General features: G+C 60.6%; 18 protein-coding genes. 12 read left to right on the top strand and 6 right to left on the bottom strand.

From position 1 onward, the window contains the following. Nucleotides 1–542: 542 nt before the first annotated feature. Nucleotides 543–1,028 (bottom strand): hypothetical protein, encoded by a 486-nt coding sequence (locus CAUR_RS04085; protein WP_012256676.1) that lies wholly within the window; start codon nucleotides 1,026–1,028, stop codon nucleotides 543–545. Beyond that, nucleotides 1,025–2,479, bottom strand: coding sequence for a peptidoglycan-binding domain-containing protein (locus CAUR_RS04080; RefSeq protein ID WP_012256675.1), 1,455 nt, complete (start codon nucleotides 2,477–2,479; stop codon nucleotides 1,025–1,027). Before CAUR_RS04080 ends, CAUR_RS04085 begins: the two co-directional genes overlap by 4 nt. A 162-nt stretch (nucleotides 2,480–2,641) precedes the next feature. Between CAUR_RS04080 and CAUR_RS04075 the strand changes: the two genes are divergently transcribed. Next, complete coding sequence (locus CAUR_RS04075) at nucleotides 2,642–3,304, top strand: endonuclease III domain-containing protein (RefSeq protein ID WP_012256674.1); 663 nt, start codon at nucleotides 2,642–2,644, stop codon at nucleotides 3,302–3,304. Nucleotides 3,305–3,315: 11 nt separating this feature from the next. Here CAUR_RS04075 and CAUR_RS04070 read toward each other — a convergent pair whose 3' ends face one another. Then, entirely contained in the window at nucleotides 3,316–4,158 is an 843-nt protein-coding gene (locus CAUR_RS04070) for an alpha/beta fold hydrolase (protein WP_012256673.1), read from the bottom strand. Between the two features lie 181 nt (nucleotides 4,159–4,339). On the opposite strand from CAUR_RS04070, the gene CAUR_RS04065 reads away from it, so the two are divergent. After that, the gene (locus CAUR_RS04065; protein WP_012256672.1) at nucleotides 4,340–7,363 is read left to right on the top strand and encodes a helicase; all 3,024 of its coding nucleotides are present in this window, start codon (nucleotides 4,340–4,342) and stop codon (nucleotides 7,361–7,363) included. A 4-nt stretch (nucleotides 7,364–7,367) separates the two neighbouring features. Next, on the top strand, nucleotides 7,368–8,393 hold the full coding sequence (locus CAUR_RS04060; protein WP_012256671.1) for an AfsR/SARP family transcriptional regulator: 1,026 nt from the start codon (nucleotides 7,368–7,370) through the stop codon (nucleotides 8,391–8,393). 519 nt (nucleotides 8,394–8,912) lie between these two features. Here the strand turns inward: CAUR_RS04060 and CAUR_RS21150 are convergent. Further along, entirely contained in the window at nucleotides 8,913–9,056 is a 144-nt protein-coding gene (locus CAUR_RS21150; RefSeq protein ID WP_162015849.1) for a hypothetical protein, read from the bottom strand. 706 nt (nucleotides 9,057–9,762) lie between these two features. Here CAUR_RS21150 and CAUR_RS04050 point away from each other — a divergent pair. The 3 genes from CAUR_RS04050 (at nucleotide 9,763) to CAUR_RS04040 (ending at nucleotide 12,700) form a co-directional block, all read left to right on the top strand. Then, a complete protein-coding gene (locus CAUR_RS04050; RefSeq protein ID WP_012256670.1) occupies nucleotides 9,763–10,644 on the top strand; it encodes a DMT family transporter in 882 nt (293 codons plus the stop codon). A gap of 125 nt (nucleotides 10,645–10,769) precedes the next feature. Continuing rightward, the gene (locus CAUR_RS04045) at nucleotides 10,770–11,960 is read left to right on the top strand and encodes a vWA domain-containing protein (protein WP_012256669.1); all 1,191 of its coding nucleotides are present in this window, start codon (nucleotides 10,770–10,772) and stop codon (nucleotides 11,958–11,960) included. A 2-nt stretch (nucleotides 11,961–11,962) separates the two neighbouring features. After that, the gene (locus CAUR_RS04040) at nucleotides 11,963–12,700 is read left to right on the top strand and encodes a hypothetical protein (RefSeq protein WP_012256668.1); all 738 of its coding nucleotides are present in this window, start codon (nucleotides 11,963–11,965) and stop codon (nucleotides 12,698–12,700) included. Between the two features lie 2 nt (nucleotides 12,701–12,702). On the opposite strand, the gene CAUR_RS04035 is transcribed toward CAUR_RS04040, so the two are convergent. Continuing rightward, entirely contained in the window at nucleotides 12,703–13,584 is an 882-nt protein-coding gene (locus CAUR_RS04035; RefSeq protein ID WP_012256667.1) for an alpha/beta fold hydrolase, read from the bottom strand. A 113-nt stretch (nucleotides 13,585–13,697) separates the two neighbouring features. On the opposite strand from CAUR_RS04035, the gene CAUR_RS21445 reads away from it, so the two are divergent. From CAUR_RS21445 to CAUR_RS04010, 6 genes are all read left to right on the top strand, one after another. Beyond that, a complete protein-coding gene (locus CAUR_RS21445; RefSeq protein WP_242605058.1) occupies nucleotides 13,698–13,907 on the top strand; it encodes a hypothetical protein in 210 nt (69 codons plus the stop codon). Further along, nucleotides 13,883–14,737, top strand: a complete 855-nt coding sequence (locus CAUR_RS04030; RefSeq protein ID WP_012256666.1) for a TAXI family TRAP transporter solute-binding subunit — start codon at nucleotides 13,883–13,885, stop codon at nucleotides 14,735–14,737. The genes CAUR_RS21445 and CAUR_RS04030 overlap by 25 nt, the downstream gene beginning before the upstream one ends. Before the next feature lie 89 nt (nucleotides 14,738–14,826). Then, a complete protein-coding gene (locus CAUR_RS04025; protein WP_012256665.1) occupies nucleotides 14,827–16,983 on the top strand; it encodes a TRAP transporter permease in 2,157 nt (718 codons plus the stop codon). Nucleotides 16,984–17,303: 320 nt separating this feature from the next. Then, on the top strand, nucleotides 17,304–17,615 hold the full coding sequence (locus CAUR_RS04020; RefSeq protein WP_012256664.1) for an XdhC family protein: 312 nt from the start codon (nucleotides 17,304–17,306) through the stop codon (nucleotides 17,613–17,615). 26 nt (nucleotides 17,616–17,641) lie between these two features. After that, nucleotides 17,642–18,400: an XdhC family protein gene (locus tag CAUR_RS04015; protein WP_012256663.1), complete on the top strand. Its 759-nt coding sequence runs from the start codon at nucleotides 17,642–17,644 to the stop codon at nucleotides 18,398–18,400. Next, on the top strand, nucleotides 18,387–18,650 hold the full coding sequence (locus CAUR_RS04010; RefSeq protein ID WP_012256662.1) for a hypothetical protein: 264 nt from the start codon (nucleotides 18,387–18,389) through the stop codon (nucleotides 18,648–18,650). Before CAUR_RS04015 ends, CAUR_RS04010 begins: the two co-directional genes overlap by 14 nt. Before the next feature lie 168 nt (nucleotides 18,651–18,818). Here CAUR_RS04010 and CAUR_RS04005 read toward each other — a convergent pair whose 3' ends face one another. Continuing rightward, entirely contained in the window at nucleotides 18,819–18,962 is a 144-nt protein-coding gene (locus tag CAUR_RS04005; protein WP_162015847.1) for a hypothetical protein, read from the bottom strand. Nucleotides 18,963–19,033 lie beyond the last annotated feature (71 nt).

The following is a 19,033-nucleotide window of genomic DNA, read 5'->3' as shown; positions in this document are numbered from 1 at the left end:
TGGGCGATACTGGGTATCAGATAAGGTAATCCGCGAACATCCGCCACATCCGCGAGTATCCGTGGTCATTATGAACAGGACGCGGATGAACGCGGGTTGGGCGGATGGGCGCGGATCGGGCGTGAGGGTTGGTGATACACCCCTGACTGTGCATAGCTGAACTACTGTATCAGACTCCCTGGTAGATACAGCTCCATACCTGTCATCGCAATGGCAGCAAACCCGACGATGTTTTTGGGCGATACTGGGTATCAGATAAGGTAATCCGCGAACATCCGCCACATCCGCGAGTATCCGTGGTCATTATGAACAGGACGCGGATGAACGCGGGTTGGGCGGATGGGCGCGGATCGGTCGTAGGCGTTGGTGAACTCCCCTGACAGTACGGTTGGATGTAGAGGCGGCGGGAGTGTGCGGAGCGGAGCGCGTGCTATGCCCGATACAGTACCCCTCTGCGCTCTCTGTGTCTCTGTGGTGATATGGATACCAGTTCAGGCGCTGTTGAATGGCAGGGCATGATTTTTATGACGCCTGATGTGATTCTACCCCAGCACCACCCGCGCAATGTGTGCGATTAACCAGCGACTGACTATGATCTCCTGATCGAGACGGTGCTGGTCGGTGCGGGGTAGGTTGAGGTGTTCGAGGAGGGTGTCGGTTGCGCTGTGGATGGCGAGGAAGGCGTGATCGGCACCACGTCGCTGGCGGTCGGTCAGGATGGCGGCGGTGAGGCCAACCCCAATCAATGGCCAGTCGCCGTCGCTGAGGGTTTGGGCGCGGTGGTAGGCCCAGGTGGCCATGGCTTGTGCAGTTGCGGCGCTGACCGCCGGTGCGTTGAGGTTGCCGGTGATGGTCGCCAGTGAGCGCGGTGAGTAGGCGTCGATGGCTTCCAGGACGGTACGCGATGAGCCGGCAATGGCGTGGAGCCAGGCTAACCCCAGGCTGCCGGCTCCGGCAAAGACGAGGACCAGGCGGGTTGGTGCGGCGTGAATGGCGCTGATCTGTTCGGCAATGTCGGGTGGGATCATGGCGTCGTGCTCCGTCTGAAGAGTTCTTGCCACGCTGCGCAGTCAATGGTCTCGCCTTCGGGTAGTCCGGCTGCGGCGCGAAAGGTGTGGACGGCGCGGGCTGTGGTTGGGCCGAAGAGACCATCTGCCGGGCCGGGATCGAAGCCGAGTATTGCCAGTCGGGCCTGGATGTCGGCCACCGCCGGATCGTAGCGACGTGCTGCGTCGGTTTGGGGGCTTAACGGGCTGAATGATGCGCAGTCGCGGGCTACCGGGTCGGCATCCGGTACCCAGGTGAAGGCAAAGCCGGTGGCAATGGTAGGTTGCGGTGGTAGGGTCGGATCGGTGGGTAGCCAGATGAGCGGATCGGTGGTGGCGAAGCGGATTAAGGCACCACGGGCCTGCGCATCCCAGAGGACGGCTATCGGTTCGGTGAGCGGTTCCGGGCGTAGTGGTGTGATCTGGCCGTTATCGCTTATGCGCGACATGAACGGGCGGAAAGGGTATTCCCACGAGTAGACAGTGGTCGGTACCATTTCGACGAAGGCGTAGACGAAGCCGTCGGCCAGGCGTTGCGGGGCACGCACCAGCGGAATGGTGGTTTCGTCGGCGGAGAGGAGGGCGGTTTCGCTGCCGTCGTCGGCGTTGATCAGGTAGAGGCCGAAGCGGATGTCGGGGCCGGGGCCGCCACCCGCCACCGCCAGGTCACGACCGTCAACGCTCCACAGCTCCTCTTCGCAGCAACTGAAGGCACGCACGATCTGGCCGTCCGGCCCGATAATGACCGCTTCGCCGCCGGGAATGCCGATTTCCGGTTGCATCACTGCGTAGAGTAGCAGCCGGTCACCGGTTGGCGACCACGCGACCGGGATGTAGCGCCAGGCCGGATTTTCCATGTCCGGCGTTTCTGGGACGGGGTCGTCGGCGATGACCAGCTCCGGTCGTCCGCCGGTGATCTGGCTGAGGTAGACGCCAGCCGGTGAGTCGGCGCGTCCGTTGATTAGCCCAGGCGCAGGGTTGGCGAGATGGTACACAATCCGCTGACCGTCGGGGGAGATGCGGGGGTTGGTGATTGCCTGTTCGCTGAAGATCACCCGTCGTCCGTTGCCGTCGAGGGCGACCAGGTCGTTGCCGGTCAGGTAGACCAGGGTGCCGTTGGCGGCAACGCTCATGTCGCGTACCGGTTGTGGCTCGTAGGTGATTTGGGTCAAACGCTGACCATCCGGCTCCAGGCGCATCACCTGATCGTTTTCGATCAGGTAGACCGGGGCCGGGATGGTGGCGGCGGCGATAACAGTGGGTGGCGCCGTCGGTGATGCGGTTGGTGTGGTGATCGGTTGCACAATTGGGGTAGCGGTTGCAACCTCTCCCGATGGCGTGGCCGTGGGGGGTGGTGTGGGCTGGGATGGGGCAGAGATGCAGGACGTGAGGAGGAATATGATTAACCACCCAAAATACCAGACGTTTTTCACAAGACGGCTCCTGTTGGTAGGCGAGAACATCCTGGTGTGGCCGGGTGTGCATCGGTCGAGGTGGCCCGGCAGTAGTGGTCATAATTGCCGACTTCGCGTATCATCATACCGTATGCAGGGCTGCTTGAACAGGGCTGGCCGGTCTCTGGCAGAGGAGGTTGCTTGAGTACGTCGTCGTTTCCGATTGAACAGGTGCTCGATACGCTGGAGCGTGAGCTGGCGGTGTATACGCCGCCGCTGATTGACCAGATGGGAGAGGTGAGTCAGACGCCGTTTCGGATTCTGATTGCGACGATCCTCAGTTTGCGAACGAAAGATACGTTGACGGCGGTGGTTGCGCCGCGGCTGTTTGCGGTGGCCGATACGCCGGCGGCGATGGTGGCGTTGGGGGCGGAACGGATTGCTGAGTTGATCTATCCGGTTGGGTTTTATCGGGTGAAGGCGCAGCAGATTGTGCATATCTGTCAGATATTGCTCGAACGGTATAACGGTGAGGTGCCCGCCGATCTGGACGAGTTGCTGAAGCTGCCCGGTGTCGGGCGTAAGACGGCTAATCTGGTGGTGACGGCGGGCTTTGGGCTGCCGGGGATTTGTGTTGATATTCACGTCCATCGCATTTGCAACCGCTGGGGTTATGTGCAGACGCGCACGCCGGAAGAGACGGAGATGGCGTTGCGGGCGAGGTTGCCGCAACGCTATTGGATACCGATTAATCGCTTGCTGGTGACGCTGGGGCAGAATATCTGTCACCCTACGTCGCCGCGGTGTAGTATCTGCCCGATCCGTGAGGTCTGTCCGCGGATTGGGGTGACGCGCAGTCGGTGATGGTGGGGCGTTTACGATGGGTTCGAGTGTACCGGGGCCAGGAAGCCATTTAGCAGGCCACGAAACGGGCGCACGGCTTCGATGTGCGGGAAGTGGCCGCAGTGTGGGATGACGACGAGCTGCGAGCCGGGGATTTCGCGGTTGGCAATGCGGGCGTAGTCGAACGAGAAGACGCGGTCGTGTTCGCCCCAGACGAGCAGTGTGGGCACGCGAAGCTCGCCGAGGCGTGCGCGCAGGCCGGTGAGGGTGAGATCGGTGGCGGCGTAGCGCCGGCTGAGGGCGGTGAGGGCACGGCGATTGGCGGTACCGCTGATGGCGGCCCGACCGCGCTCGATCAGGTCGGCGGTGAGGTAGGGTTCGGGGTTGTGGAAGGCGGCGGCGAGAAAGGCGCGCACGACTGCGGGGTGGGCCGAGAGCCAGAGGATGGTCTCGCCCAGGACAGGCCAGCCGCCGATGATGGTGAGTGGCGATGGCTTGATGAAGCCGTCGGTGGCGATCAGTACCAGGCGGGCGATCCGTTGGGGATGGCGGAGGGCGGTCGCCAGCGCGTATTTGCCTCCCATCGAATGCGCTACGAAGACGGCACGCTCGATACCGAGTGCGGTCAGGAGACCGGCGTAGAGATCGCTCTGCAAGTGCAGTCCATAGGGGGCGTTGACCGGCTTTTCTGAGCGTCCAAAGCCGAGGGCGTCGACGGCTAAGGCGCGATACCCCTGTCGAGCCAGCCAGTCTACAGTTGGTTCCCAGTCGGCACACGAGCCGGCGAAACCGTGTAAGAGGATTACAGCCGGCCCCTGTCCGGCTTCGATCCAGTGGAGTTGATAGCCGTTGATCCGTAACCAGCGTGAACGCATCGCTTTTCCTCGTAGACACAGGCCATAGTGAGTATACCACGGGTAGGCGAGTGGTTGACAGTGATGAAGCGCAAAAAGGGCGTTTCTGCTCATTGCCGGCCATTGAATGTACATGTATACTCTGAGTATATGCAAACATTGAGGACAGGCGCACAGATGGCTGTTCCTCGTGCGGACGATTATGAGCGACCTGATCGACATCTTGCAGACGCTGGCAGCCCGGAGCGGACGATCCTCGTCGCCGTTGATTACGTTGCGTTCGTTTCCGCCGGGAACCGGCACCCGCATCAGCCATCTGGCGGTCGATCAGGGGTTGCAGGAAGCCTGGGTTCAGGTGGTTGGTACGCCGTTCTTTCAGGCTCAATCGATTGCGCTGGCAGCCCTGCGCCGGGGAATGCCTTTTGCCATTACCGGCAGCAGTATGGTCAGTCGGGCCAGTCTGCACCTCGTCACCCTCGATCTGCTGCGGAATGAACCGTCGGCCACTGCATTGTTGATCGCGCCCGATCCCGATCTGGCCCTGCTCCACGAGCGCGAGGCGATGTTGCTGGCCCGTTATTGTCGTCCGGCGTTGCCGATTGCCGCGACCGGTGGCATGCAGCGGCGGGTGGCGCCGACGGCGCGGCTGGTAATTACGACGTTACCCGAACTGCATAACCATCTGCTCAGGTTTCACGACCGGGCCTGGCGTTTTTTCTGGCAGCGTCTGCGGTTGATTGTGATCGCCGATCTGCACGTGTTTCACGGGGTTGCCGCCGCTCATCTGGCGATGACGCTGTTGCGGGCGGCGCGGTTGACGAGTCAACCGCTGCTGCTGGGTGGGTCGCTGGCAGCGGTTAGTGGCGCCGAGACTGCGCTGACGATGTTGACCGGTCGTGAATGGCGGATCACGGCGGTTGATGATCTGCCGCGTCCGGCCACAACGCTGGCGCTCTGGCAGAGTGATGGCGAACGGCGGCGCGAGATTGCCCGCCTGGCCGAGGCTTTTCTGGCTGCCGGTGCTGCGGTGCGGCTGGTGGCGACGCCGTGGGAGTTGGCCGATTTGCGGACGCTGGTTGACCACGAGGCGTTTAGTGTTGGGACGCAGCCGATGCCGGCCCATGTGCAGATCATTACCGGTGCTGATGTTGGTGCGGCCACGGTGCAGGCTGCGCTGGCGAGTGGGGCGGTGCTGGTCGTGCTGATCCTCGGTCGGGGGATGACCGAACCGGCTTTGCAGCGGCTGGCAGTGACCGATCTGGCGACGTGGCCGCTCTTGCGCCCGCCGGTGTGGCCGCCGGTGTTGAACAATTCGTTTGTGTCTACGTTGCATCTGGTGTGTGCCGCCAGTGAGCAGCCACTACGCGCAGAAGAGATTCGGCAGTGGCAGGTTGAGAGCATGGTTGAACAACTGACAGCAAAAGGCTATCTGAGCCGGCTCCCCGATATGCCCCCCGTCTGGTTGCCCGGTGACCAGAGCGATCCCTATATTCCGCTCGATCTGCACGCTGCCGGTACGGAACCGATCTACCTGCTTGATGAGCAGGGGCGGCAATTTGCGACTACCGACTCGTCACTGTTCCACCGCTGGATGCATCCGGCGGCGGGATTGCCGCCGTTACGCGGCGGGCAACAGGTCATTGCTCGCGACGAGGATCAGGGCACGATCACGCTGGCACGACGGGATGGCCGGCGTACTCTCCCACTGCGGCAGTGTCAGGTGCAGATTCGTGAAGAGTGGGCACAGCGCGAGTTGCGCCGTTCGCGCGGGGGGCGCGGGCCGCTCCTGAGCTGGGGACGGGTCGTGGTTGAAGAGCAGGTCTACGCCTACCGCGAGCAGATTGGTCGCGAACCGGCTCAGGAGCGAAAGCTGGCTACACCGCTGACCTATCGCTGGCAGAGTCCGGCAGTGTGGGTGCGTCTCGGTCAGCCGATCCATCCGTCGGGTCAACAGGTGGGGTGGTCGGTCGTCGCGGCGGCGGCGTTGATCACACTGGCCCGTGTAGAGGATTGTGTGCCGGCTTACGATCCGGCGACTAATCATCTGTATCTGATCGATGCCCAGAATAGCGGTAATGGGCTGGCTGAGTGGTTATACGATCAGATCGAGACGATCCTGCCGCTGGCCTACGACATTGCCCTCGAACAGCGCACCGATCCGCTCTTTGAGCCGTTGGCGCGCACCGATATGGACTGGCTGCTGGCCGTGTTGAGCGGCGAAACCGAGGTGGCAATCGCGATGCCGGCGTTGTCACCGGGCCGCACGCCGGGGGAGAACAGGCCGGCGCGCACACCTGAACCGCCGGTGCGAGAGCCGGAACCACCAGCGCGAGAGCCGCCGGCGCGGTCTGAACCACCGGCGCGTGAACCGCCGGTGCGTGAGCCGCCAGTGCGTGAGCCGCCGGTGCGGTCTGAGCCACCAGTGCGTGAGCCGCCAGCGCGTGAGCCACCGGCGCGGTCGGCGGAACCGCCAGTGCGAGAGCCGCCAGCGCGTGAGCCATCGGTACGGTCTGAACCACCGGTGCGAGAGCCACCAGTGCGTGAACCGCCAGCGCGGTCGGAACCGCCAGCGCGTGAGCCATCGATACGGTCTGAACCGCCGGCGCGAGAGCCGCCGGTGCGTGAGCCGCCAGTGCGTGAGCCGCCGGTGCGGTCTGAGCCATCAGTGCGTGAGCCGCCAGCGCGTGAGCCACCGGCGCGGTCGGCGGAACCGCCAGTGCGAGAGCCGCCAGCGCGTGAGCCATCGGTACGGTCTGAACCGCCGGCGCGAGAGCCGCCGGTGCGGTCTGAGCGCAGTGCCGATGCGCAGCGTGGCCGCTACAATCGTCCCGGTGGGCGGCATAGTGGACGACGGGTTCCTGATCAGCCTGAGCCACCCGAAGCACCGGCGGTGCCGGAGCCACCGACTGACGATTCGCCGGCGGCGAGTGTTCCCGACGCCGAGGCGATTCTGGCCCGGCTCCGCCAGCGGCGTGAGCGTAATGGCCCGGCGCCGACGAGCCGCGAGAGGCGTCCTGAAGGTCAGCAGCCGCTGGAGCCGCGTTTTCAGCCGGGTGATCGAATTATCTGTATGCCCTACGGGGCCGGACGGGTGCGCGCCAGTATTGTGAGTGAAGGGCGGGAGCTGCTGTTGGTTGAGTTTGATGAGCACGGCGAATTGCGGATTGATCCCTCGGTCAACATTGTGCGGCGCTTGCCGCCGGTAGAGGACGAAGGGAGTGAGTAGTGCGATGTCTAATCCGGTTATTCTCTATCTGCCATTGCTCGTCCACAGTGATGTTGCAGTACAGCGACAGGCGACGACTATTCTGCTGACCCATTACGGTAATCGGGCACTGACCTACTTGCGCCGTTTGCTGGACGATCCTGAACTCGCTGACCAGGCCCGGCTGGCGTTGAAAAATATCGGCGAGATCAGCGGTCTGCGGGTTGAGCTGCGCCCATTTCGCGGCGTGTATGTGCGTTGTCTGGGTGATTTTCAGGTCTTCATTGATAGCCGGATGATCAAACCAGACGAATGGGGGCAGAGTGAAGGGGGCAAGGCCGGCGGTCGTAAAGTGCAGGGTATGTTTGCCTACCTTGTGCATTGTGGGGTTGAAGGGGCGACGCGGAGCGAGATTGCCGAGGCGGTCTGGGGTGGTACGGCCTCGGCCAGCAGTTTTGCCAGGACGCTTACGGCATTACGGCAGGTGCTTCAGCAGTGCGGTGGCGAGGAGCTGGCTGCCAGTTTGCTCTACACTGACCGGCAGCGTTGTGCGCTCAACCCTGATCTGTATCAAAGTGATGCCGATTTGCTTGAGCGCACGTTCGATCTGGCCACCAGGACGGCCAATACCCAGGGTGTAGAGGCAGCCCTTTCCTTCTATCAATACGTGCTTGATCTGTACGATGGGCCGTATATGGAAGGGGTTGTGGGGGCGCAGGAGTGGGCAGCCGAACGTGGGGCACGGTTGTTGAGCCACGTGGTGCTGGCAGGCGAACGCCTGGCCTCTACGGCTTTGCACAATGGTCAGGTGGAGCAGTGTTTGCAGTACTGCCAGCGTGTGTTGGCCCACGAGCCGCGTGCGGTAGGTGTCCTGAGCCTGTTGTTGCGGGCCGGTCACCGACTTGGGTTACCGGCAGAAATACAGCGTGCCTACCAGCGCTACCTGTCAGCGACCGGGATCAATCCGCGTCGCAAGCGCGATGATCCGGTGGTGAAACTGTACCGGGAACTGTCCGAGTCGGTTGAGGATCGCGGTAGCAATGGCGGGTAGTATCTTAACCCAAGTTGCTACCTTACGTCACCACAGCGGTGCGGGTCGTTGAGCGCGACGGGGGGAGGGGTGGAACACGGATGGACGCGGGTGAGGCGGATGAACGCGGATAGATCGTCACCCAAGGTGCTACCTTGTATCACCACAGAGACACGGAGGATGGGCATAACCGATGTGCGTGACGTAGTGCGTCTACGGAACAGGCTGCGACCCAAGCGATGCATACCGTTCAGGTACGCTGCACGATGTTGTGCGCAGCGTCGTGCTGTTCATCATAGCAGGTAGTCTTTCGTGGTCTGCTCATAACGCAGGTGGCAAATTGGGTTATCTTATGTTGGCCGCCACGGTGCCTCGTGCAGGTTGGCAGACTCGTGCCGGAGCGCTGCTGGTGGGCTGAAGGTGTGCTGGTTGGTTCAGGGTGTTTCAAGTGCAGCGATAGGGTGGGGTGACACGCCCCATCCCGGCCCGCCCCTAACGGGGGCTATGCATTGCCCACAACTGGTGTCAACCAAGTGCGCATCAGCGGGTATGATCGCCATAGGTGCTGTTGTGAGCGACTGGGCCGGTGACAGGGCGCCGCTCCAGCCGTGCTATCACGTGCTTGATGGATTGCCGTACCCGCTCGTCATGCGCGTGTCGCGCAGTTTGGAGTGCGGCAGCCATGCTGCCGCACCAGCCGCGCTCACGATCCGGCGCGTGGCACACCGTTCCCCATCCTGGTCACGGCGGTGCTGGATGGGATCGTGCCGATCATCGAGTCAGTCAGGCAGGTATGCGATACCTGCGCGTAGACGTTTCGTTGTACCAGGTTCGTGCCTGCACACCAGCGGCCACGGCCAGCACCTGACGGCAGTGGAGAGGATGCCTCCACGCAGGCTGGAAGCCTGCGCCACGCCACCCACGCCACGGGGAGCGCTTGCAGTCCGGCATGACGCAGCGTGACATGTGGGTAATGCATAGGCTGGGGGCGGGGGGATGCTCCCACCCCAGCCCGCCCCCGCTGGGGGCGGGAGGATGCTCAGTTAGGGTGAAGCCGCAGGATGTGCGCCGGAGGCGCGCGCTCCCAGGGGAGGCCAGTGCGTTCGTACCACAATGGCGGACTGACAGGTGTGGTACTCTGTTCCAGCTAATGACATGGGTATGCGATACGCCCCACCCCAGCCCGCCCCCGCTGGGGGCGGGAGGATGCTCAGTTATGGTGAGGCCGCAGGATGTGCGCCGGAGGCGTGCGCTCCCAGGGGTGGGGATGGTAGATCATGGGCTGTGATTTCTCCAAAACCAGATTCGATATGAGAGTGCTCGTTTGGTTATCACCGGCGACCGTTGCGTCTGTTTGCACTGCTCGTCAGGTAGAAACGCAGACATTGCTATGAACATTACCTCAATTCAGCATGTTCACCCCGCCTGGCGGGCAGCGTTGTGGATGGCCGGCGCACTGCTCTCGTTTAGTGCAATGGCGGTTGGTGGTCGCGAACTCGCGGCTGAGTTATCGACGTTTCAGATTCTCTTCTTTCGTAGCCTGATCGGGTTGCCGCTGGTCGGGCTGGTGGTGATGCGCTACGGTGGCCCACAACAATTGCGCACCCGGCGGTTGCCACTGCACCTGCTGCGTAACCTGGCCCATTTTGGTGGGCAGTACGGCTGGTTTTACGGTCTGGCCTTCATCTCGCTGGCCGAGGTCTTCGCGATTGAGTTTACGGTTCCGTTGTGGACGGCGCTGCTGGCAGTGGTCGTGTTGGGTGAGCGGTTGACGCCCATTCGCCTGCTGGCCGTTATCCTTGGTATCGCGGGTACGTTTATTATCTTGCGCCCCGGTAGCGGTATGATTCATCCGGCTGCGTTGGCCGTGCTGCTGGCGGCATTTGGCTATGCCACTGCCCATACGCTGACCAGGAAGCTGGTCAGTACCGAGACGCCGCTGGCTATTTTGTTCTATATGACGCTCATCCAGTTGCCCCTTGGGTTAATCCCGGCACTGACCGATTGGACGCTTCCGTCACCTGCCCGCTGGCCGTGGGTGATTGTGGTTGGCGTGTCGGCGTTGACGGCGCACTACTGTATGGCGCGAGCGCTGCGGCTGGCCGATGCGACTGTGGTTGTACCGCTCGATTTTCTGCGGCTACCGCTCATTGCCCTGATCGGTGCGCTGTTCTACGGTGAAACGGTCACCTGGTCGCTGGCGTTGGGATCGATCCTGATCCTGTCCGGTATTGCCACCAATCTGTGGGGCGAGCAGCGTCGGCAGGAATAATCCGCCAGACAGCAATGATGGTGCAGGCAACAGGCGGCGAATGGCTGTCAACCTGTACACATACCTGCGGTGATGGTAGAATGTAGACTGATGATAACACTACCTGTGCCAACCTGAAACCTTCCATGAGCGGAAATATTCTGACCCACATTGTCAGTTTTGGCTATCTCTTGCGAGAGATGGGAATCGCCGTCAGCCCCGGTCAAATTGTCGAACTGATCGAGGCGATTGAGCACGTTGGTCTGCTGCGCCGCGAGGACTTGCGGGCGACGATGCGCTGTATGCTGGTGTTGCGCCGCGAAGACCTGCCGTTGTTTGATGTGGCCTTTGAGTTTTTCTGGAAGAAGGCGCTCGGTATTGACCTGGAACGCGAGATGATGCAGATGCTGCTCCCGCAGGTTAAAATTCCGCGCCGTCAGTTGCGTCTACCGCGCCGCCAGCCTACTGCCGATGATGCCGATGCCGCTGAAGGTCAGGAACGGGAAGAGATTGACATTCAACTTACCTTTAGCCGTGACGAGGCATTGCGCACCAAGGATTTTGCCCAGTGTACCTGGGAAGAGGTCCAGGCGTGCAAGGAGCTGATCCGGCGGATGGAATGGCGGATTCAACCGCGGCGTACCCGACGCAGGCGTCCTGATCGGGCCGGTCGGCTGTTGGATATGCGGCGTACCCTGCGGCGGAGCTGGCGTTTCGGCGGTGAACCGGTTGAGTTGTCGTGGCGTCATATCCGTACCGAGCCGCGTCCGCTGGTGCTCATCTGCGATATTTCGGGTAGTATGGAGCGCTATTCGCGCATTCTGCTCCAGTTTGCCCATGCTATCTCGGCGGGGTTGGGTGATGTAGAGACCTTTGTCTTCGGTACGCGCCTGACCCGGATTACCCGGCAGTTGCGCCACAAAGATATTGATGATGCGATTGATGCGGTGAGCAAGCATGTGGTGGATTGGAGCGGCGGTACTCGCATTGGTGAGGCGATCAAAGAGTTTAATTTTCGCTGGGGGCGGCGCGTATTGGGACGGAGTCCGGTGGTGTTGTTGATCAGCGATGGCTGGGATCGCGGTGATCCGGAATTGCTGGCCCGCGAAATGGATCGGCTGCAACGTTCGTGTCACCGCCTGATCTGGTTGAATCCGCTGCTCGGCACCCCTGGCTACGAGCCGTTAACGGTGGGGATGCAGGCTGCCTTGCCGTTTGTCGATGATTTTCTGCCGGTACACAATCTGGTCAGCTTAGAGCAGCTCGGTGCGAAACTGGCTGCCCTCGGCCCGCAACGTCCGGCTCGCCGCCAGCGCATGACGATCACGCGAGGCTGATTATGAGTAATCCTGTACAGTTGAAGGCAGAAGCCGATGCCTTGATTGCACGCGGCAAAGCCCTTATCGCCACCGATTTACCGCAGGCTACCGATCTGCTCAATCAGGCGGTTAAGCTCTACTGGGCTGCGGGCGAGTATTACAGCGCCGCAGCGCAGACCGGTAATTATGGTTGGGCGCTCCGTCGCATGGGGCGACCCGATCTGGCCCGGCCATACCTGGCTCGTGCGGCTGAGATCTTCGCCGATCTGGGGCTGACCGATTTTGCCGAACGTCACCAGGCAGCAGCCGATGATATTGCTGCTGATCTGACGCCAGAGTTTCTTGCCAGTCTGCCGCCGATGGTGCGGCGGGCAATTGAGCAGCAAGACGGTGCGGCGCTCCAGTTCGCGATAAATGCCTTGCCACCCGATGAGCAGCAGATGGTGATTGATCGCCTCGCGGCCATCGGGCTGATCAGTCTGGCCGATGACGATGATACGGCAGGGCAGGCCGTGCAGCAGTTTGAGCCTTTGTTGCAGGCAATTGCCGCGGTGGCCCGTGGTGATGAACGGGAACGGCCAGATGTCGAGCAGGCATTAAACGACCTCGAACGCAAGGGCTGGCGGATTCGCAAGGCAGTGCATCAGATCTGGCAGGGTGAGCGACGACGCCAGCGCCTCACGCATGGTCTCGATGAGATTGATACGGCTCTGGTGAATCGCATCCTGGATATTCTGGCTGAAGCGCAAACGCCGTAGTGTCAGGTCAAAAACGCCAGCAATGCGGCCAGGGTCTCGGCGGGTGCCTCTTCGGGGAGAAAGTGACCGCCGGGCACGCTGTGGCCCTGCACGTCCAGCGCATACTCTCGCCAAACGTTGATCACATCATACTTTCTGCCGACAAAACCCTCGGCTCCCCAGAGCACCAGTAGCGGACACTGCACCTTCCGCCCGGCACGACGGTCGGCCTCATCGTGTTCGAGATCAATAGTCGCTGCGGCCCGATAATCGGCACAACTGGCAGCAATTGTGGCCGGATCGCGAAAACAGCGCAGGTACTCAGCCACGACCTCATCGCGAAAGGCAGTGGGGGTTCGGCCCCAATGCTTCAGTTTACTGCGCAACCAGAACTCCGGATCGGCGCCGATCAGAGTTTCGGGCAGCGGTGCCGGCTGAATCAAGAAGAACCAGTGGTAGTAGGCCGTCGCAAATTCACGGTCGGCGGTCAGGTACATGTAGTGGGTGGGGGCGATATCGAGCACAGCGGCCCGCTCAATGCGATCCGGGTAGTCGAGGCACATTCGATGGGTTACCCGCGCACCGCGGTCGTGACCGACCACCGCAAAGCGGGTGAAGCCGAAGTGCTCCATCACCTGCACCATATCGGCAGCCATTGCCCGCTTACTGTAGGTGATGTGCGAAGGATCATCAACAGGTTTGGCACTGTCGCCGTAGCCACGCAGATCGGCAGCGATCACTGTGAACTGTTGGGTGAGTGAGGGGACAATTGCATGCCACATCGCGTGCATTTGCGGATAGCCGTGCAGCAACAGCAGCGGCGGCCCACTTCCACCGATAGCGCCGGCAATTGTTACCCCGTTCACGTCGCAGCGAAATGGTGTGCATTGGTTAAGAATTGTCAAGGACCCACCTCACTTTGTTGAAAAAACATTTCACATGGTGGTGATAGATCAGGTATAATCAATTCTATCCGAAGTCAGCTCAACCGTTGCTTACTAACAAAGGAGGAAACGACGTGGTTTCTCGCATGCGTGTGATCGCGCTGGTACTGGTCGCATTACTGGTCAGTGCCTGTGGAAGTGCGCCGACGACAACGGCGCCGACGGCTGCACCTGCCGGTGAATCAGCACCTGCGCCTGCTCCCGCACAGACTCTGCGCTACGCTTTTGGTGGTGGGCCGGTTGGTGTGGTGTATTCCAGGTGTATGCCGATGTTATCTCGCTGATCATCAAAGAGAAGGTTCCCGGCGTAGATATTACGGCTGAAGGTACCGGTGGTTCCGCCGAGAACCTGCGCTCGGTCAATGCCGGTGATCGGCAGTTTGGGATTGTCTATTCGGGTGATGTGGCTCTGGGGGCGCTGGGACAGTTGCCTGACGATCCCACCGTCTACGACAAAGTGATGCCGGTGGCCCCGCTCTACGGTGGTGTTGCCCACTTGGTTGTGACCGAAGCCAGTGGCATTAACTCGGTGGCCGATCTGGTTGGTAAGCGCATTGCGCTGGGGAATGCCGGTTCGGGTGCTGCGCTCAGCGCCGAACGCTACTTCAAGGCGCTAGGTCTGTTCGATAAGATTCAGATCGAGTACCTTGGTTACTCGCAGGCGGCGGCAGCGATGGCCGACGGGCAGCTCGATGGCTTCTGGGTGTTGGCCGGTTTCCCGAACGCATCGGTACGTGAAGCCGCAGCCGCCACCAAGATCAAGCTGATCGATATCTACACCCCCGGCGTTGAAGGTGGCTTCTTCGAGCAGTATCCGTTCTACTCGCAGCGGGCGTTGACCGGTGGTGCATACGATGGTATGCCAAACGATGTTATGAGCTTCCAGGATACAGCGCTTTGGGTCGCCAATGCCGATGTACCGGAAGACATTGTGTATCAGGCCCTGAAGGCTGTCTACCTCGATGGTGGGCTGGAGCGACTCCGCGAGGCGCACCCATCTGCCAATGAGATGGGCCTGGAAGTTGGTATCACCGGGATTGCGAATAAGTTGCACCCCGGTGCGGTAAAGTTCTGGACTGAGCAGGGTGTACAGATTCCCGACGAATTGAAGTAGGCTCTTTCATTGAACAGCAACGGGGCGGCTGAGCTGGAACCGGAGGGAGCAGTTTGCTCCCTCTGGTACTACCACGTAAAGAGGCGCTTATGTCTGATCTGAAACAACCTGATAGTGTCGGTGCAACGCCAACCAGTGACGAGATCGATCAGGAAAAGGTTCGCGAGTATCTCGAACAGGAAGAGAAACCAACCCGGTCGTTGGGTCGCTTTTGGGGTATCGTTGTGACCCTGATTGCGGTCGGCATGGCCGGTTTTTATATCTACACCGCCGGTACGCTGCCGGCACCGGTGCAGTGGCAACGCGGAATCTATGTGATGTTGACCTATATTCTGGTGTTGCTGCTGTACCCCGCTGTTGGCAAGAAGAGTCCCTTGCAACCGTGGCTGTCCGGTCTGGCTGAGCGATTGCCGGGGCCGCTGCGCGCAGTGATTGTGCCACGCGGCGGGCCGACAATTCTCGATCTGGCGCTGATCGTCATCACGGTCATCGTTGTTGGTTACTTCATCATTAACTATCCGGCATTGCAACGGCGGGCCGGCGCGTATAATCCGACCGATTTTACAGTGAGCGTCATCGGTCTGATCATCTCACTGGAGATTGCGCGCCGGGTATTGGGCTGGTCGATGACGCTGATCGGCCTCTTTTTCATTCTCTACCTGCGCTTCGGCTTTGTGCTGTACGACATTCCGATTCTTGACACCTTTGCCCATCGTGGCCAGCCCTGGCAACGGGTGGCAACGGTGCTCTTCCTCGATCAGGAAGGCGTATTCGGCGTCATGGCCAATGTGCTGGTCAGTTACGTTATTCTGTTCATCTTTTTCGGCGCATTTCTCAGTAAAGCCGGCGCCAGCCGTTTCTTCATCGATCTGCCGCTGGCCCTGGCCGGACGAAGCACCGGCGGTCCGGCAAAAGTGGCAGTCTTGTCGTCGGCACTGTTTGGCTCGATTTCCGGGAGCGCAATTGCCAACACCGTCAGTACCGGCACGTTCACCATTCCCTTGATGAAACGGGCCGGTTTTCGACCTCATGTGGCTGGGGCGATTGAGCCGTCGGCGTCGATTGGCGGTGCATTTATGCCGCCGGTGATGGGGGCGGGCGCGTTCTTGATGTCAGAGCTGACGAACACGCCCTACTCGGTGATTGTGGCGATCTCAATTGTGCCGGCCATTCTCTACTTTCTGTCGGTATTGACGATGGTACATTTTGAGGCCAAGAAGTTCGGGTTAAGTGGGATCAAAACCGAACAGACGGCCTGGCAGATCATTCGGAACGAATGGTACCTCTCGCTGCCGCTGCTGGTCGTCATCTTTATGCTTGCACAAGGGTTTTCGCCCGGCTACGCCGCGTTCTGGTCGATTCTCTCGTGTATCCCCCTGATGTACCTGTTGCCGGAAAACCTGGCCGATTTCAAAAATCCGGCGGCACAGGGTGGGACGGTGGTGAACGCCTTTCTGCGCAGTACGGTTCGCGTGATCAAGACGATAAACGAGGCGATCCAGAAGGGTGTACGTGATACGCTGGTGATCGGCGCCACCGTTGGCGTGATCGGGATGATCGTCGGTACCATTTACGCGACCGGAGTAGGGCAACGGTTTGCCAACATCATTGTCAGCCTGAGCGGTGGTAATCTGCTGATTGCGGTGCTGCTGATCGGCATCGCGTCACTCATTCTGGGCATGGGGGTACCGGTAACCGCAGCTTACCTGATCACCGCTGTGATTGCCGTCCCAGCGTTGAATGATTTGGGGGTTGCGATCCTGGCGGCGCACATGATCGTCTACTGGTTTAGCCAGGATAGCAATATCACGCCGCCGGTCTGTGTGGCTGCTTATGCGGGTGCCGCGATTGCCGGGGCCGATCCCTGGAAGACGGGGTGGACATCATTTAAATTTGCGAAATTGCTATACGTGATGCCGCTCCTCTTCGCCTTTACGCCAGAGATTCTGATGATTGGCGAAAGCGGTCAGCCGCTGGTCGATGTAGAATGGAGTAAGGTCGCGATGTCGTGGTTCTCGGCGACCCTCGGCACGATTGCCTTCTCGGCGGTTTCGATGTTCTATCTGGTGCGCAAGACGACGTGGTGGGAGTGGGTGATCGCCGCGTTTGGCACGTTCCTCTGTTTCTGGCCCAGCCTGCTGACGGATGCGATAGGCGTGCTGATCGTTGGCGGTGTCTGGTTCTGGCAGTGGTACGATGTGCGCCGACAGCGCCAGGCAGAGGTGCGGTCGAGTATGGCCGATTAGAAGATCGGCTCACGGTTGCCACGATGATACAGGCAGGCTTGTGGGGCGGGTGAGACCTCTCTACACCTGATCATTGTGGTAACTGTACGAGGGTCTCCACGGAGAGCACAGGCTTCGGCCTGTGCTACTCCGGCTCAATCTTGAGAGATTGCTCTCGTGATCGGCAAGGGACGGTTCTGAGCCGAGTGCAAGTATCTTCAGTTGATGTCGCCGTGTGACACTTGTTACCATGGATGTGGGTCAATTTACCTTTTGGTCTGACCCGTGGTGAAACCTCTGGCAGCTAGTAGAGCGCCGGACGTTCAAAAGGAGCGCGAGTCATGCACGAGATTATCGATGCAATAGATCGCTGGCTGGCACGTGGCGAAAAGGTGGCAATAGCAACCGTTGTGCGCACAATGGGTTCCTCGCCACGCCAGGTCGGTGCCAAGATGGCGGTATCATCCGGCGGCGGGATTGTCGGTTCGGTCAGTGGTGGCTGTATTGAAGGTGCCGTCTTTGATGCCTGCCAGGAAGCAATTGCAACCGGCCAGTCCCGCCTGCTCCATTTCGGTGTTGCCGATGAAACGGCGTGGGATGTGGGATTGGCCTGCGGTGGTACGATTGATGTGCTGGTCGAACCATTGCGTTGAGGACCATACGCGGAACAGGAATGGCTATGAGCACAATCTACGAGCTGGTACGTGAGGCGGTGCGCAACGGAACGCCGCTGGCAACGATAACCGTCCTGGCGGGTGGTCCGGTGGGGGCGAAGATGGCCCTCAAGCCCGATGGGCAGACGATTGGTGATTTGGGTGAGGCCAGCCTGACGGCGCAGGCTGTGCAGGCGGCTTTGCCTTTGCTGGTGGTGGGGGAAACGCAGACGGTTACGCTCTCACCAGAGGTAACCATCTTTGTCGAGAGCTTTGTGCCGCCACCGACGTTGTATATGGTCGGTGGAGTACATATCAGTATTGCCCTGGCCGCGCTGGCGAAAGTGGTTGGCTTCCGCACGGTTGTGATTGATGCGCGGGAAGCATTTGCTACCGGCGAGCGGTTTGCCCATGTTGATGAGCTGATTCTGGCCTGGCCTGACGAAGCACTGGAGGGCAGGCTCGATGCCCGCAGCAGCGTGGCAGTGCTGACCCACGATCCCAAGCTCGATGATCCGGCATTACGAGTGGCCTTACGCTCGCCAGCGCGCTACATCGGCGCTCTGGGTAGTCCGAAAACGCATGCCCGCCGGCTCGAACGCCTGGCCGCGGAAGGGTTTACTCCCGCCGATCTGGCGCGCATTCACGGCCCGATTGGGCTGCCGATTGGCGCAAAGACCCCGGAAGAAATTGCGCTCAGCATTCTGGCCGAAGTAGTACAGGTGGCGCGCCGTGGCTCAGCCGCGACCGGCCAGAGAGGAGGATCAACCAATGACCCCGCTTGATCGTCATCAGGCTGAACTGCTATACGAGGGCGCACAGGCGCTGGTACGGGGTGATAAAGAGCGGGCACGGGCATTACTGCTAGAGCTGGTTGAACTGAATGAAAACATCCCGGAAGCCTGGCTCTGGCTGAGTGGTGCAGTTGATGATCCCGCAGACCAGCGCGTAGCCCTCGAAAATGTGCTGGCGCTCGATCCCGATAATCCCTACGCTCAGGAAGGGCTGGCCTACCTCGATGCGCAAAGGTCGTAGGTGTTGATGGGATCTATCTCATAACGTGGTGGCTTTGTGGTGCCTGAGTCTGGTGGAATAGCGTTGATGACACGTGAACTAACGATCACCAGCTATTAAGATTTGGCAGTATCTGTCTCCCTAACGATTCCTATGCATTACCCACAACTGGTGTCAACCACATGCGTATCAGCGGGTCTGAGCGCCATAGGTGCTGTTGTGGGCGACTGGCCCGGTGGCAGGGCACCGCTCCAGCCGTGCCAGCACGTGCTGGATGGATTGCCGTACCCGCTCGTTATGCGCGTGGCGCACGGTGTGGAGTGCGGCAGCCATGCTGCCGCGCCAGCCGTGCTCATGATTAAGTGCGGGGTACAGCGGATTCCGCATCGGTCACTTTTTCATTA

Origin of the sequence: Chloroflexus aurantiacus J-10-fl (assembly GCF_000018865.1) — a bacterium.
Taxonomy (GTDB): domain Bacteria; phylum Chloroflexota; class Chloroflexia; order Chloroflexales; family Chloroflexaceae; genus Chloroflexus; species Chloroflexus aurantiacus.
This window is presented reverse-complemented; position numbering and strand designations above follow the sequence as displayed.